The organism is Barnesiella sp. An55 (assembly GCF_002161555.1).
Taxonomy (GTDB): domain Bacteria; phylum Bacteroidota; class Bacteroidia; order Bacteroidales; family Barnesiellaceae; genus Barnesiella; species Barnesiella merdipullorum.
Genome location: NZ_NFHZ01000004.1, coordinates 89,822 through 106,329, shown reverse-complemented (window position 1 = coordinate 106,329; position 16,508 = coordinate 89,822). Strand labels below are relative to the sequence as shown.

General features: G+C 52.4%; 9 protein-coding genes. 2 read left to right on the top strand and 7 right to left on the bottom strand.

The genetic code is table 11. The features are described 5' to 3' along the window. Positions 1 to 285: 285 nt before the first annotated feature. The 7 genes from B5G10_RS03710 to B5G10_RS03680 form a co-directional block, all read right to left on the bottom strand. Positions 286 to 1,839, bottom strand: a complete 1,554-nt coding sequence (locus tag B5G10_RS03710) for a right-handed parallel beta-helix repeat-containing protein (RefSeq protein ID WP_143241046.1) — start codon at positions 1,837 to 1,839, stop codon at positions 286 to 288. 17 nt (positions 1,840 to 1,856) lie between these two features. Next, entirely contained in the window at positions 1,857 to 3,479 is a 1,623-nt protein-coding gene (locus B5G10_RS03705; RefSeq protein WP_143241045.1) for a right-handed parallel beta-helix repeat-containing protein, read from the bottom strand. 36 nt (positions 3,480 to 3,515) lie between these two features. Next, complete coding sequence (locus B5G10_RS03700; RefSeq protein ID WP_087423408.1) at positions 3,516 to 4,787, bottom strand: family 16 glycosylhydrolase; 1,272 nt, start codon at positions 4,785 to 4,787, stop codon at positions 3,516 to 3,518. A gap of 7 nt (positions 4,788 to 4,794) precedes the next feature. Continuing rightward, positions 4,795 to 5,256: a T9SS type A sorting domain-containing protein gene (locus B5G10_RS03695; RefSeq protein ID WP_087423407.1), complete on the bottom strand. Its 462-nt coding sequence runs from the start codon at positions 5,254 to 5,256 to the stop codon at positions 4,795 to 4,797. 15 nt (positions 5,257 to 5,271) lie between these two features. Continuing rightward, positions 5,272 to 5,769, bottom strand: a complete 498-nt coding sequence (locus B5G10_RS03690) for a hypothetical protein (RefSeq protein ID WP_143241043.1) — start codon at positions 5,767 to 5,769, stop codon at positions 5,272 to 5,274. A gap of 415 nt (positions 5,770 to 6,184) precedes the next feature. Next, positions 6,185 to 7,021 (bottom strand): glycoside hydrolase family 16 protein, encoded by an 837-nt coding sequence (locus tag B5G10_RS03685; protein WP_087423405.1) that lies wholly within the window; start codon positions 7,019 to 7,021, stop codon positions 6,185 to 6,187. A 180-nt stretch (positions 7,022 to 7,201) separates the two neighbouring features. Continuing rightward, positions 7,202 to 11,314: a two-component regulator propeller domain-containing protein gene (locus tag B5G10_RS03680; RefSeq protein WP_087423404.1), complete on the bottom strand. Its 4,113-nt coding sequence runs from the start codon at positions 11,312 to 11,314 to the stop codon at positions 7,202 to 7,204. 268 nt (positions 11,315 to 11,582) lie between these two features. On the opposite strand from B5G10_RS03680, the gene B5G10_RS03675 reads away from it, so the two are divergent. Both B5G10_RS03675 and B5G10_RS03670 read left to right on the top strand, forming a co-directional pair. Further along, the gene (locus B5G10_RS03675) at positions 11,583 to 14,771 is read left to right on the top strand and encodes a TonB-dependent receptor (RefSeq protein WP_087423403.1); all 3,189 of its coding nucleotides are present in this window, start codon (positions 11,583 to 11,585) and stop codon (positions 14,769 to 14,771) included. A 44-nt stretch (positions 14,772 to 14,815) separates the two neighbouring features. After that, on the top strand, positions 14,816 to 16,492 hold the full coding sequence (locus tag B5G10_RS03670) for a RagB/SusD family nutrient uptake outer membrane protein (protein WP_087423402.1): 1,677 nt from the start codon (positions 14,816 to 14,818) through the stop codon (positions 16,490 to 16,492). Positions 16,493 to 16,508 lie beyond the last annotated feature (16 nt).

Here is a 16,508-nt window from a genome sequence, read left to right as displayed (position 1 = left end):
TTCTTTTTCGTGTAAAAGCGGGCAACCCCCTAACGTTTGGGCGAAAACCCGAGGCTCGACCCCTTTTACAACTCGTGCAAAGATAGTGAAAGGTAAGCGTAGTGGCAAACGAAAAACAGGTGATTTCAAGTTAGTCTGTGCCAAGCCCCGTTCTATCGGCCTACCAGGATGGAGAATCAATGCAGGACCAGGGAATCGGGATAAAAAAGGGCTGTACCCAAATTTCACATTCCGGTACAGCCCCTATAATCAATCCTATTTCCTATCTGAGAAACACTTCAAGATTTAAAACATCATTTTTTGAACTTTCTTGCTCACACCGTCGGTAAGTACGAGGATAGCGCAGCGAGCACCCAGCTCCTGACCGTCAACCGTGAGTTGGCCGGCAGCCTGTGCCGTATAAACCGTGCGGCCCAACATATCGACTACGGTGAGGGTGAAGTCGCGATCGGCGGTATTGACAACCGTAACCTGGTCGCCATTGCGAGTGATTACGAAATCGGTAGCCTCGGCCTCCAACGAAGATACGCCCAACAAATTGGCATATTCATAAGCACCTATATCGCGGGTGCCGACAGCGAGTGCACCCCGGATATCGGTTGTGGGGATGAGGTCGGCATATACGCCCGTAGAATAACCGGCATTTACGGCGTCGCTGTTTTCGGCCGTCAAAGCCAGGTAAGGTACATAGTTATCGGTCGAGAGCTCGGTAGCCAAAGCAACCATCGAGAGAGGATACGAAGCCAACGTCTCCACGCGGTTGCTGTACTGGTCTTTCTTGTCGTTGAAGCACTCGTCGTCGATATACTCGTTGACACCACGCTCGGCACCTACGATGATGTTGTTGTAACCGATGATGGGCGAACGCAGGTCGGCTACCGAATAACCCTCGGCACCGAAGATACCCGATGCATTGGCATACACGAGGTTGTTGATGAAGATAACTTCGCCACCTTTTTCACCATAGATATCACCTACACGCAGAGCACCGTCGTTGTCGTAGAAGGTGTTGTTGATAATCTTGATGGGGATTTCGCTGTTATCCGATACATCGATGGCAGCCTGGTTGGCCAGATCGGAGGTATTGGCGATGAAGGTACAGTTGACAATCTTCACATCTTTCACGTTGGTATAACTGGCACCGGCATCTTTGGTCGAAATAGCCGTACCTACACCATTCAGGTCGTTGCGATAGAACGTACAGTTCTCTACTACCAGCGAGCCAGCTTCGCCATCTTTCACACCGGCTTGTACAAGGGCGGCACCCGTGCCATAACCACTGTTCACATAGTTACCGTCGAAATAAGAGTTGCGCACCGTCACACTCACACCACGAGAAGCGATGCCCGAGCCCCCCGAACCCGACTCGTTGTCGATGAAGGTACAGCTATCGACTACCAGCGTGTTACCGGCGAAGAAGAGTCCACCACCCGGGTTATACTCGATTTGACGGCCATTGAGGAACACGATACCTTTTACCGTGAGGTTGCAACCGCCGGCTGCACGCAGGATACGAGCGCCCTCGCCGCCTTCCTTACCCGGTTTCTCGGCAGCACGCAAGGTCGTGTTGTTACCGATAAGGGTTACATTCTTGTTGTTACCCAGGTCCAATTGGCCGCCCGTATCAAACACGGTATTGGGTTCGAGGTAGATGATAGTCTCTTCGTTTTCGGCTACGCTACCAATAGCTTTACTTACCGTTTTGAAAGCGGTATTCCACGAAGCACCGTTGTAACTGTCGTTACCCGTGCTGGCCTTTACATAATATTCTGTGGCAGCAAAGGAGTTTACTCCGCAACAACCTGCCAACAGAGCCACTAATAAGAAATTCTTTTTCATAAGATATTGATATTAAATTATAAGATTACTTTTTTTACGATTTGTTCTGTTCCGTTATTGGCGACTACCAGCAGCACGCCTCGGGGGAGTGTTCCACCATTGACTACTGCCGTTTGCCGCACGGGCATCGAGGCGAAGCAGCGACCGTCGATTTGGAAGAGGGTTACTTGGAACTCGGTATCGGTGTGGTTTTCGATAACCAGGTCGCCGGCCTGTACATAGACTCTGAGGTTGGGGGCGACATCGGTACCGGCGATAGCCGTGGGCAGATCTTCGGGCACATACTCATAGGCTCCAATATCCACGCCGTTGTCGTCGCGGCTGTTGCCCATGACATCGACCAGCGGAACGATATTCTCTTCGCCAATCAGATACTCGAGAGTACCGGCATCGATAAGAGGGCTCTCCTCGGTCGTGGCCAAATAGGGCACGAAGTTGTCGGTCGAAAGGGTATCGGCCAAGCCTACCTCGCCTATCAACGTCGTGAGGCTGTCGATATCGGCAATGAAGGGGTCGCCTACGTTCGACTCGCGAGCGGTGAGCAACACGTTGCCATTCTCGTCGTTGGCCAACTCGGGTACATACCCGTGAGGCTCGAGCACGGCGGCGTAGTTGTTTTGGCACACGATGGTGCGGCCGGTGGTGGCAGCCGAAATGACTGCGCTGCGCAGACCAACCACAGCGTTGTTGATAAAGTAGATGGTGTTGTCACCGGTCTCGCTCACGTTAACGGCCGAGGTCCTTTTATAGACTTTTTTCATCAGGGTCTGGTCGCCCTCCTCACCCTCGGCATCGTCTCTCAAATCGAAGTAGAAGGTGTTGTTGACGATCTCGGCCGTATTGCTCGAACCTTTTACCAAGACATTGGGTACCGACCCTACGGGAACTCCCAACGTGGTGTTGTTGTAGAAGGTATTGTTGGCCATGCGAACCTGCATGTTCGAACCATTCACGATGCCCACGGCAATGGCTCCCGAATTGGAGTTGATCACATTGCCCTGGAACGTAGTGTTTTCGATTGTAAGCACACCGTCTTTCCCCTGGAAGTGAATAGAGGTACCGCTCATGGCGTCTCTATACCCTTCGGTCTCGTTGTTCTTGAACACGCTGTTGGTTATCGTCACATTCATGACGTTCGAGCCGGTGGCAATGGCGGCACCGCCGTCGGCACCAGATGTCAAGGAGCAGTTTTCAAAGGCACAACTGTCAATCACCAGTTCCGACCCGTCATTGGCATTACCGGCAAAGTAGAGTACACCGCCCATGCTGGTATAGTCATTGACACCGGTAAAGGTGATACCTTTCAACACCAGGCGGGCAGCCTCGGTGCGCAGGATACGCTGTGCGGCCCCGGCATTGATCGTGGAGCTGTCGCCGATGATTGTCAAATCGACCCGGTTCGCGCCCGTTGTCATGTTGCTCTCCTTGAATTCGTGTCCCGGTTTCAGATAGATGGTTACCGGCTCGTCGGTCGTCACACTGTTGATGGCCGATGCAACCTTGGTATAAACGGCATCGACCGTCATATTCTCGGGTGCATTTCCGTCGGGATCGACATAATAGGTTTTGTCGGCCCTCCCGGGAAAGCTACATACTGCCGCCATCAAAGCGGTACAAACAAGTGTAGTTGTTTTTTTCATGATTTAGTCTTATTGGTTTTATCTGTTTCGATTTGTTTATTGATATACTCTCACATAGTCTATCACATATTCACGCGGCAGAGCCTCTACATCAATTCCCTCGCGGCCACCCCATCCGCCACCGAATGCGAAGTTGAGCAGCAGATAGAAGTCTTTGTTGAAGGGCCAGTTGCTGTCGGAGTAAACCCGCGACCGTATAACGGTAAACTTGAGCTCGCCGTCGATAAACCACATGAGACGGTCGGGGTGCCACTCGAAGGCATAGACGTGCCAGTCTTCGGGATTCTCGATGGGTGCGCTCGAGGCGTAGCGGTTGGGTTGGTTGTTACCGTTGATCTCGGACGAGTGAACCGTGAAATAGATATTGCCGGGATCGTAGCCTACATGCTCGATAATATCGATCTCGCCACAGGCAGGCCAGTCGCTGCGATCTTGGGGGAACATCCAGATAGCCGGCCAGGAACCCAGGCATACGGGCAGTTTGGCGCGCACCTCTACCCGGCCGTAGGTAAAGGCAAACTTGCCTTTGGTAACGACACTGGCCGAGGTGATGGGTATAATCGTATCGGCACGATAACCGTGCGAACCACTTGCGCTCCAGGGCTTCTCGTAAAGGGCATTCTCGATGAGGGCACTGTCGTTGCGGCAAACAATATGCAGACAACCGTCGGCCATGTAGCAGTTCTCTTCACGGGCAACGGTATAGTATTGCTCCTCGCCGTTGCGGGTGTAACCCTCTTCATATCCCCACTTGGTATCGTCGGGCAGACCGGTGCCCTCGAACTCGTCGGAGAAGACGAGCTTGGTATAACGCTGGGGAATCTTCACCGATTTCAAGTTACCCTCGTTGTCACACTCGAGGCTCCACTGGGTACCGTCGTCGGACTTGAGCAACAATACATTCTCGGCCGAAAGCGCATAGGGTACCGTGCCCAGCTCCTGAGTAGTGGTGAAGGTAGATTCACCCTCCATATCGATTTCGGTCTTGATGGAGATGTTTCCCCACCAATCGACTTGATCGAAGGAGCCTTCGAGCGGAGTTCCCTTGCCCACCTGCAACGAAACCAAACCATTGGCATCGCTCACGGTATTGTGGGTTTCGCTATACAGTAACTTGGGGTCGGCATCGGTCCGGGTTGACAAAGTGCGCAGAATATAGAAACGTACCGTTAACTCCTGATTGGGAACCGGGTTGCCTTGTGCGTTGCGTACGACCGCTTGATAGGGTATTCCCTTTACGGTTTGAGCGCACAAATCGACTACCGAAAACAGGGCTACGGCTAATATGGCAAAAATTATTCTTTTCATCTGTTATCTATTTTTTTAGAATCAGGACCGAACGGGTTCCTTTTTCATTCTCGATTTTCAATACATACTCTCCTACTTTCTTGTCGGAAAAACCAATCACAGTCTGCTGGGCATCGTTCAAACGACCCGAGTCGAGCATGCGGCCCTGCGTGTCGTAGAGTCGCCAGGTGCTGACCCCACTCTCCGAGATGGTGAGATACAACTCGTCGGCTACGGGATTGGGCCCCACGGTAAAGGTGAGTTTGTCGCCCTTTACATTCAGGATGCCCGAGGTCGATATGGTTATCGGCTGGTTGAATCCTTGCGAGAATCGCACCACATTGGAGCGCATAACCGACTCGGTGAATACCTCGCCCAGCGTCCAGGTAATTGTCTCGCTACTGCCGCCGGTGGTTGCCAGAACCGACTGAGCCGAGGCCTTGCCACTCAAGACCATCGCTATACTTAATAATAGTATCGTTTTCTTCATCACGACCTCACTCTCTTATTCTTCGGTTACGGCTTCGGCCGAGATGGTACCATCATTTGCTACCTTGATGCGCCACAGTCTCCCGTCGGGCGATTTTACATGTACGTTGTCGGCAACGACGGCACACTTGGCATAGGGTACGCTCAGCATCTGTTGAGTGCCCAGGCTTTCATAGCCGGTGCCTCTATCGACTTGCGTCTCAAAAAAGTAATTTCCGGCACTCCAGTCGATATCGTAGAAGGTATTGGTGCGCGATGTGTTGGTGCCGTCACCTACCTTGAGAGTGATGATACCCGAGGCGTTACTCGACGTGGTGTGTTCCTCTTCATATACCACCGTACCGTCGGCGGTGCCCTGGTGAATGCGTACCTTCACCTCGAGGGGCTCATTGGCAGCTATGCTGCCATCGTCGTTGCGCATCACCGCCTGATATTGAAATGAACCCGGTACCTGGGCTGCAGCTCCCAAGATTCCAAGGAACAGGGCAAAAATCGAAGTCATTCTCTTTTTCATAAATCTCTTTCTGTTTTATGTTGTACAAATAATTTACTTGTGCGAGGTCTCCTTTTCGAGACATACAAATGTAGGTTTTATATCTGCGAAGCCTTTACAAGGAGTATTTCATTGTTTGAAGTTTTGCGTTTGCAGTTGAATAATTGTAGCGAAAACTTAGATAAATGTTGCAACAGGGCCTTTACACGGCCTTGGCGAGGCTTCTGCCCCCATCTTTTTTACCTTTTCTGCATATTATGCAATGGAGCCTCTTTCATAAATCTCGACCACCTGGCTCCATCGCTTGCAGGTGGTGTGCGACAATCATCGAGGGCACAACCTCTCCGACCTCCCGGCAAAAAAAATCTCGATTCATTCAGTCCCAACGGGTCTCAACCGGGCGGCCGAAAGAGGATGGCTCGCGATGTATCTTTGATCAACGATATACTCTCACATAGTCGATGACGTACTCCTGCGGAAGGCCTTCGAGATTCACCCCCTGGCTTCCGCCCCAGCCTCCGCCAAAGGCAAAGTTGAGTATCAGATAGAAGGGCTGGTCGAAAGGCCAGGCCTCCCACCCCTCTTCGTCCTTGACTACCGAGTAGGTTTCGACCCCGTCGAGATACCAGGTGAGCTTGTCGGCCCGCCACTCCAATCCATATACATGGAAATCGGTAGCTACCGTAGCGCAATCGACGGTATGCCGTTTCTGGTTGTTCTTGGTGTGGTTATACTTCTCGGTGTGGATGGCATAGTGTACTTTGGGAAGCTCGTAACCAACATTCTCCATGATATCGATTTCGCCGCTACGGGGCCACTCGCCATAGGCGTCGCGGGCGGGCATCATCCAAATGGCTGGCCAGGAGCCCAGACAATCGGGCAACTTGGCACGCACCTCTACCCGACCGTATTTCCACTCGGCCAGGCCTTTGGTGGTAATGCTGGCCGAGGTTACGGGTGCTACACTGTCGCACCGTGTCGTATCGACCGGGGTGGCCCAGGCCTTGCCAAAGCGTCCGTTCTCGATGGTGGCACTGTCGTTTCGGGCCACGATATGGAGGTAACCGTCTTTCAAATAGCAGTTCTCGAGACGGGCCACGGTGTAATACTGCAACTCGCCGTTGCGCACATACCCCTCTTCATATCCCCACCGGGAGGAATCGGGGAGACCGGTCCCGTCGAAATTGTCTTCAAATACCAGGTGGGTTGTCGCACTGCACGCCGTCATCAGGCAGAGCGAAAAGCCGGCCATGAGCCATTGCATTTTTTCCATGACAAAAAAATTCTATTAGCGTTAAACACTACAAAGATAGGCATGGCCGGGGCTTCGGTATTTTCAAAAATGTCGCACAGATTTCTGTTTTTGTGGAAAGGGTTTCCCCCCGCAACTCAAGTTGCAAAATGCTCACCGCCCCCGAGGAAATGGCAGCGACGCCATAGGGCGACGGGAAGTTCACGACTGCCCGGGCTTCTCTTCACCGGGCTCGGCAGTTTCGGCGTCCCGGCCTGTCTGCTCGGCATTGGCATGGTTCAACTCGACATAGCGGCTGGGCGACATGCCGTAGAAGTCGCGGAAACTGTTGGAGAAGTGCGAGAGCGACGAGAATCCCGCTTCGTAGGTTACTTCGGAGATGGAGAGGTTCTTGGTCACCAGCAACGAGGCTGCATAACGCAGGCGGGCGGTCTTGAGGTAGTCGCTGGGATTCTGGTTGGTGAGCTGCTTGAGCTTGCGTTGCAACTGCGAGCGGCTCACTCCTATCTGGCGACTGATGGTCTCGACCGAGAGGTCGGGATCGGAGATTTGCTCCTTGACAATCTGTTCGAGTTTCTCGAGCAGTTTCTCGTCGCCCGACTTTATCTTGATATCTTCTTTGCGCAGTTCGTGTTTGCCCTCGTACTTCTCGCGGATGGTGCGGCGCAACTCGATGAGCTTGCGCACACGGGTTCGCAAGTGCTCCACGTTGAAGGGCTTGGGGATATACGAGTCGGCTCCTACCTCGATGCCCTCGATGCGCTGCTCGATGGCAGTTTTTGCCGTGAGCAGGATGACCGGTATCTGGCAGGTCTGTTCATTGGTCTTTATCTTCTTGCACAATTCGATACCGTCCATCTCGGGCATCATCACATCGGTGATCACGCAATCGGGCATCTCGCTGATTACGAGTTCCAGCCCCTTCACGCCATTCTCGGCCTCGATTACCCGATAGTCGCCAAGAATCTCCTTGAGGTATTTGCGTATATCCTTATCATCCTCGACCACAAGCAGTTTGTAACGGAAGGACGAGGTAGAGCCCTGCGTGTGATCTTCGTGGGTATCCTCCTCGATAAAGTCCTGCAAGGCCGGTTGCACGATGGTTGCCAGGCTGTTTTCGGCCCCCTCGGCCTGCATCTCCTCTTTCTTCAGATAGCTGTTGTCGATGGGCAGCGTGATGACAAATACGGCTCCACCCTCGGAGGAATCCTCGACATAGATGCGCCCGTGGTGTATCTCCATGAGGCTGCGCGACAGGTGCAGCCCGATACCGGTTCCCATCTTGTTGCGGTTGCCCATCGTGGGTACCTGGTAGAAGCGGTTGAATATCAGCTCGCGCTGTTCGGGCGGAATGCCCTCGCCCGAGTCGACAATGCGTATTTTCAGCTGGTCGCCGTCGCGACTTATCGAGATGTCGATATGGCCCCCTTCGGGCGTGTATTTGAAGGCGTTGGAGAGGACGTTGAATATTACCTTGTCCAGCTTTTCCTGGTCGATCCACACCTGGGGAAGCCCCGGCTCGACCTGTATCTCGAAACGTATCTTCTTCTCCTGGGCGATGTTGTCGAACGACGAGGATACCTCCCGGAAGAATCGTTCCACATCGGTGGGTACGGTGAGCAAACGCACCTGACCGCGGTCGAGTTTGCGCATCTCCATCACCTGGTTGATGAGGCGCAGGATGCGCTGCCCGTTCTGATTAATCAATTTATAGACATTGAGCAGCGGCCCCTCGGGGGTATCTTTCATCAACGATTGTATGGGCGAGAGGATGAGTGTCAACGGGGTGCGTATCTCGTGCGAAATGTCGGTGAGGAACTGGAGTTTCGACTGCATGATGAGGTTGTCGTTCTCTTTCTGTATATCCTCTTTCTTGCGGCGCACTCGACGCTCCATCATGTAGAAAAAGAGTACAAGCGCGGCAATGACACAGAGGAAATAGAAGGTCTTGGCCCACCAGGTGAGGTAGAAAGGCGGCGTGACAACGATGGAGAGACTGCGCTCGATAGGCTTCGTACCCGGCAGGAAAGCCCTCACCATGAAGGTGTAGGAACCGTGGTTCAGGTTGGTATAGGTGGCCAGGCGGCTACCCATGGGGAGTGTGCGCCACTCGGTATCGAAGTTTTCCATTTTTACCTGATAAACCACCTTCTCGGGCGAGTTGTATTCCAGGGCGGCAAACTCGATGGAGAAACTGCGGATATCGGGCCCGATTTCGATGCGGTCGGTAGCGTTGATGTCGCGCGTCAACACGGCATCGTCGCCATCGCTGACTTCGATTTTCTCGTTGTAGAAATAGAGGTTGGTAAATATCAGATTGATCAGTTCATGTTCGGCATGAGGTACAAAGGGATAGAAGGCCGTGAGCCCATCGATGCCGCCAAAAAACAGTTCGCCGCTCTTGGAGCCGAAGTGGGCTCCGCGCCTGAACTCGTTGTTCTGCAAGCCATCGGAGGTGTAGTAGTTGGAAAAAGTTTTGGTCTTCACATTATAGAACGAGAGGCCCAGCGAGGTGCTTATCCACAGGTTGCCGTTGCCATCGATCTCGATGCCAGCAATAGAGGAGTTGGCCAAGCCGTCGGCCTCGGTATATATGCGCGTTGTATCGTGCGCCAGGTCGAGGTAATGCAGCCCGCTTTTGGTTCCTACCCATATATTGCCGGCCTTGTCTTGTGCCACCGAATAGATGTTGTTGTTCTTGAGCTTGCCATTCTCGACATTGTAGTCGTGAAAGAGGCCGGTTTTCTGGTCGAACCGGGTGAGACCGGCACTACTGGTGCCAATCCATACCTGCCGATCGCGACCAAAGAAGATGGTATGCACCGAGTTGCTGGGTATTTGATTGCCACTGTACAGCATGTCGTAGGTATAGCTCTTGATCTTACCGGTGTCGTGGTTGTAGAGGCACAAGCCGTTTTCGTTGGTTCCAATCCAGAGGGTACCATCGGCCCCCTCCTCGATGGTATAGATATCTTTTACCGACTTGCCATCGACGTGTAACTTCACGTTGCGAAAGCAATCGGTCCCCTCGTCATAGAGAAAGAGTCCGTGCAGATAGGTACCCAGCCAGATGCGCTTCTTGCTGTCTTCGAAGATGGCCAGCACCACGTTGGCCGGCAACTTGCTGGTCGTGTAGTGACGATCGACCTTGCGGTCGGAGTTCAGCCGATAGATGCCGTCGCCGTCGGTTCCTATCCATACGCGCCGGGAACTGTCCTCGAGAATACTCAGCACGCACTCGGTACCGATATTCAGCTCGGGATGGAAGAAGTTGAGCCCCCAGTTGTGGAAAATGCGCTTCTGCTGGGGTATCATCATGATGCCTTTTTGATAGAGCACGAGCCACAGGTTGCCCTGTCGATCTTCGAGAATACCGTGGACCTTGGTATGGTGCATATCTATGTTGGTCAGATCGGAGTCATAGGTACTGATAGCCCCGGTAACGTAGTCGAAGGTCTTGAGACCATTGCCATCGGTACCAATCCAGATGGTATTGCCGGGCCCCTTTTTCAAGGTAAAGGCCCCCTCGACCGAGGGGATGTAATTGCGAATGAATTTCTTGGACGAGTAATCGAACAGATCGATACCCCCATCGATCATACCAATGAGCATATCGCCGTCGGGCAGCTCGACAAACGAGAATACTTTGTTGCTCGACAGGGAGTTGATATCGTTGGGGTCGTGGGCATAGTTGACAATCGTGTGGTTCTCCATATTCAGCACACTGATGCCGTTGTCCTGAGAGCCTATCCAGATGTTCCCGAAACGGTCTTCGTAGATGGTATTGATTTTGTCGGAACAGATGTTGCTGTTGGTAGGCAGGTAATAAATGGGGCGATGGTCGTCGCCCTTGAGACAGATGGCACCTGCCCGGCTGGTAGAGAGCCATATGTTTCCCCGGCTGTCCTCGATAATGCAACTGATGTAGCTGAAGTCGGTAATATAGGGATAGGAGAAGTGGATGGTCGTGAAGCGGTCGGTCTCCCGATCGAGCAGCTGCAACCCGCCGGTTGTTCCCACCCACAGGTTGCCTTTGGAGTCGTCGTAAACCGACAGCACCGAGTTGTTACCCAGCGAGGCCTCATTGTCCAATGCATGATAATAGGTTTTGAACTTCACGCCATCAAAACTGTTCAACCCGTTATCGGTACAGATCCATATGAGACCGGCTCTATCTTGGTATATGCTATTGACGTGGCTGTTGGACAAACCCTCTGTCAGGCCGTAGAATTTATCGGTATTGGCCCAGAGCGGATAAATTGTCAACCCGAATAGCAAGAGGAGCACTACTCGCAGTCCTTTTGTGTGTATCATTATTATTGTGATGATGCTAAATCTACTGTAAATGCGCTATGCATTTGCTCTACAAATGTAGTGCTTTTTCTTTAAATACAATGAGGCTCCATGGCTGGCGACAAATCTTTAACTCTTCGCTACATTTTTACAAACTATCCTGCGCATACGAAAAGAGTAATACTTATATATGCAACCACTCAAGAGAACTACCGACTAATTTTGACATACGAAATTCAACTAATATCACAGTGCAAGAAAACACAAAATAATTCATTACAATCTAATCATGGAAAAAGAAAACTTCACTACCAAACAAACAAGACAAAGAGCCAAGGGGTTTCTCATCTTCTTGTTGCTTTTTATGGCATGCGGCAGTTCCGTATTCGCGCAGTCGAAAAAGATTTCGGGTATTGTCGCTGCGGCCGGCGAACCGCTCATCGGCGCCAGTATAGCCGAGAAAGGGACAACCAACGGAACGATTTCGGACAAGGATGGCCGCTTTACGATGACCGTGTCGCCCAATGCGGCGTTGGTCGTATCGTATCTGGGGTATGAGACCTTGACCGTACATGTAAAAGACAAAACTTTCCTGAACATTGAACTGAGCCCGGCCTCGAACATGCTCGAGGAGTTTGTGGCCATCGGTTACGGCGTGCAACAGAAAAAACTGGTGACGGGTGCTACCGTGCAGGTGAAGGGCGACGACATTGCCAAACTGAACACGGTGAACACGCTGGGCGCCCTGCAAAGCCAAACCCCGGGTGTCAACATCATCAAACAGAGCGGTAAGCCAGGCGATGGCTTCAAAGTAACCATTCGTGGTCTCGGTACCATTGGCGACTCGGATCCTCTCTATATTATAGATGGTGTACCCAATGGCGATATCTCGATGCTGAGTCCCTCGGACATCGAGTCGGTCGATGTGCTCAAAGATGCTGCTTCGGCCGCCATCTATGGTGCCCGTGCAGCCAACGGTGTAATCCTGGTTACTACCAAGCAGGGTAAAAAAGGGAAGGCCAGTATCGAGTATGATGGCTATATCGGTTTCCAAAACCTGGCCAAGACGGCAACTCCCCTCAATGCCCAACAATATCTCGATATTCTCAATGAGGCCGGTTATGACCGCCAGTATTTTGCCGACCGTATTCCCGGCTATATTCTGGAAGGGGTTGACAACGGTACGTTCAAAGGTACCAACTGGTTGAAGGAGATGACTCTCGAAAATGCTCCGCAAATGGGACATGCAGTCAATGTAACCAGTGGTAACGATATCTCGACCTTCTCCTTTGGTTTCTCCTACACTTCACAGGAGCCGGTAATCGGCCTGGAGAATCCCGAGGTAAAATCGCTGTACGAGCGCTACACCCTGCGTTTGAACTCTGAACACCACGTCATTCGTAACGGCAATCGCAACATTCTTACCTTTGGCGAGAACATAACGGCCGGTTTCGTAAACAGCACGGGCCTGGGTATGGGTACCGGCAATATCTATTGGAACGATGTGCGCAGTGCCCTGGCCGGTAACCCGCTGCTCCCCGTTTACGACGAGAACGGCGATTATCACACGCCGCTCGAAGGGCTCGACTACCAGTCGGTGAACCCCATCGCCCAAATGGATTATCTGCGTTCGCGGGTGAACAGCCGCAACTACTCGGCTCGTGGTAGCCTCTACCTCATCTTCGAACCTATCAAAAACCTGAAATGGCGCTCGACCTTCGGCTTCGCCTACAACGGCGGTACGAGTCGTGAATACACACCGGTATATCGCTTGAACTCGGTTAATTTCTCGGACCAAGACAAGGTAACCCAAAGCTCGTGGAACGGCTTGCAATGGAGCTGGGACAACACGGTATCTTATGAGTTTACCCTGAACGACTTCCACAAATTCAACGTACTGGTAGGTAACTCGATGGAGCGTTGGGGATTCGGTGAGAATCTGGGTGGCTCGAACAAGGGTTCGGAATTCAACTCCTTTGAGTATGCCTACCTGAACAACGTAAAGACCGTGACCAGCGGAACGACTACCGTGAGCGGCTCGCCTTGGGACGACGGTGGTATTGTCTCGTTCTTCGGTCGTGTCAACTACGACTATGCCGGCAAATACATGGCCAGCGTAACGATGCGTGCCGATGGTTCTTCCAACTTTGCCCGCGGTCATCGCTGGGGATACTTCCCCTCGGTATCGGCCGGATGGAACATTCACGAAGAGAATTTCTTCAAAGAGAATGTCAACTTCATGGACCAATTGAAACTGCGTGCCAGCTGGGGTGAAAACGGTAACTGCAACATCGGCCGCCTCGCCTACCTCGAGACTATCGCCATTGGCAACGCTACCAACGCCGCCATCTACTACTTTGGCGAAGACAAAACAGCCTACACCATTGGTGCATACGCCGACAAGATTGCCAACCCCGACCTGACGTGGGAGACTTCGCGACAAACCGATATCGGTTTGGATACCCGATTCCTGAACAGCCGACTGGGATTCTCGTTTGACTGGTATGAAAAACTGACGTTGGGCTGGCTCGTGAAACCGCAAGGCTTGGGTATCTGGGGTACCGATGCGCCCTACATCAACGGTGGTGATATCAGAAACTCGGGTGTTGAGATTGCGCTTGACTGGAGCGACCAGGTGGGCGATTTCTCTTACAGCATCAAAGGAAACATGTCGTACAACGACAACGAGGTTCTCAGCATCGACAATGGCGAGGGCTTCATCAACGGTACATCGAACGTGCTCACTCACAACACGACCTATCTGGCTCGTGCCGAGGTGGGACAACCCCTGGGTTTCTTCCACGGCTACAAGACCAACGGTATCTTCCAGAATCAGGAGCAAATCGACTCTTATACCTGGGCCGACCCTGAGACCGGTGCTACTCAAAAGATTCTGCCCGATGCCAAACCTGGCGACGTAATCTTCATGGACTTGAACAACAACGGTACCATCGACGACGGCGACAAGACTTTCATTGGCGACCCGCATCCCGACGTTACCTACGGTGTGTCGGTAACCCTGGGCTACAAAGGGTTCGACTTCTCGCTCACCGGTTATGGCGTAGCCGGCAACCAAATTGCCAAATCGTACCGCAACAACACCAACACGACGTTTGACAACTACACGACCGAGATTCTGGGCCGCTGGCACGGCGAGGGCACCTCGAACCATCTGCCTTCGATCAACGGCAGCTCCATCAACTATGGATATGTATCGGATCTTTATATCGAGGATGGCGACTACTTCCGCATCAGCAACGTGACACTGGGCTACGACTTCAGCCGCCTGATCAAATCGAAATACATTTCGCAACTGCGTGTGTATGCCACGGTACAAAATCTCTTCACCTTTACCAAATACTCGGGCATGGATCCCGAAGTGGGCTATGGTGGCGGCGATGAGTGGACCTCGGGTATCGACCTGGGTTACTATCCCGGTTCACGCACCTACATGTTTGGTCTTAACCTCAAATTCTAATTCCTTATCAAAAACCGTTTAATCGCAAATAAAGAAATCACGATATGAAAAAGATATTGTATGTAATCCTCGGTATCCTCTTGTTCTCCAGTTGTGAGGATTTCCTCGACTCGAGCAACAAGACCAAGAAAGACTCGAGCAACTTCCCGCAGACCGAGGCCGACGTGTCGCAACTGCTCACGGGTGTATATTCTATTCTGGGACGTCCCGAACCTCTGGGTAGCCTCTTCTTCGTCTCGGAACTGATGTCGGACGATCGTCTGGGCGGTGGTGGCCCCGACGACAAGAGTTGCAAGGCCATCGACCAGTTCAAGAAAAGTAGCGAAGACATGTTCAACAACCCCTGGCGTGCCATGTACTTCGGAGTATTCCGCAGCAACTACCTGCTGTCCAACCTCGACCAGGTCGTATGGAACAGCGAGGAGTCGAAAAACAATATTTTGGGTCAGGCTCACTTCTTGCGCGCCTACTTCTATTTCGACCTGGTGCGCATGTTTGGACAGGTGCCCCTGGTACTCGATCCCGAACCGGTGAACATTCCCAAAGCATCGCCCGATGAGCTTTATGCCCAAATCGCTACCGACCTGAAAACCTCGATCGAACTGTTGCCCGACGTAAAATTCCAAGACATCGACCGAGCCAAAGACCTGGGCCGTGTAACCAAATGGGCTGCCGAAGCCTTGATGGCTCGTGTGTTCCTCTTCTATACCGGCTACTACCAGAAGGATGCTCTGCCCTTGAACGACGGTGGTCAGGTGACCAAAGACCAAATGGTAACCTGGATTGTCGATTGTGTCGAGAACAGCGGTCACGACCTGCTCCCCGACTTCCGCAACCTGTGGCCCTACTCCTATGTACAGGATTATAAATATACGGCCGACAACAACCTGTCATGGGCTGGCGACGGCTCGGAAGAGACGGTATTTGCCATCAAATACTCGGCTCTGGGCAACGACTGGAACTCGCCTCAACAGAAGAGCAACCAGATATGCCTCTACTCGGGATTCCGCGAACAGAACTACACCAAGACATTCCCCTTCGGTCAAGGTTGGGGCATGGGTACGGTAAATCCCAAAATCTACAACGACTGGGATCCCAACGACGTGCGTCGCGATGCCTCGGTGCTCGATGTCAGAAATACCGACGAGGTGGCCGATTTTGATTTCGGTGGCGGTAACCAACAGGACAACACCTGCTACTTCCAGAAGAAATATGTTCCCATCAACGTGTGGACCGACGAGACGAAGACCTCTGTTCACAACTTCAGCTACGACTTCTATGGCATGGAGGGTACCGACTACCAACGCGACAACATCCAAGACTTGATTATCATCCGCTTCTCCGACGTGTTGCTCATGGCCGCCGAACTGGGAGCCCCCAATGCCCAACAGTATCTCGACCGGGTAAGAAACCGTGCCGGACTGGCTTCGGTTCCCGCCACGCTCGAGAATATCAAGGCCGAGCGTCGTTTCGAACTGGCCTTCGAGGGTATTCGTTACTACGACTTGTTGCGCTGGCACGATGAAGACGAAATTACCACAAACCAAACCGGTATCGTCACCTACAACCGTCGTGGCCAAGCCAATGCCGAAACGAAAAACATTGTGTTCCGTCCCGAGACGGGTGGATTCCTGCCCATCCCGCAAACGCAAATCGACCTGTCGGGTGGTGTGCTCACACAGAATGCCGGTTGGGAAGGAAGCTCCAACTATTTGAACTAATCCCTCACGGACAAAA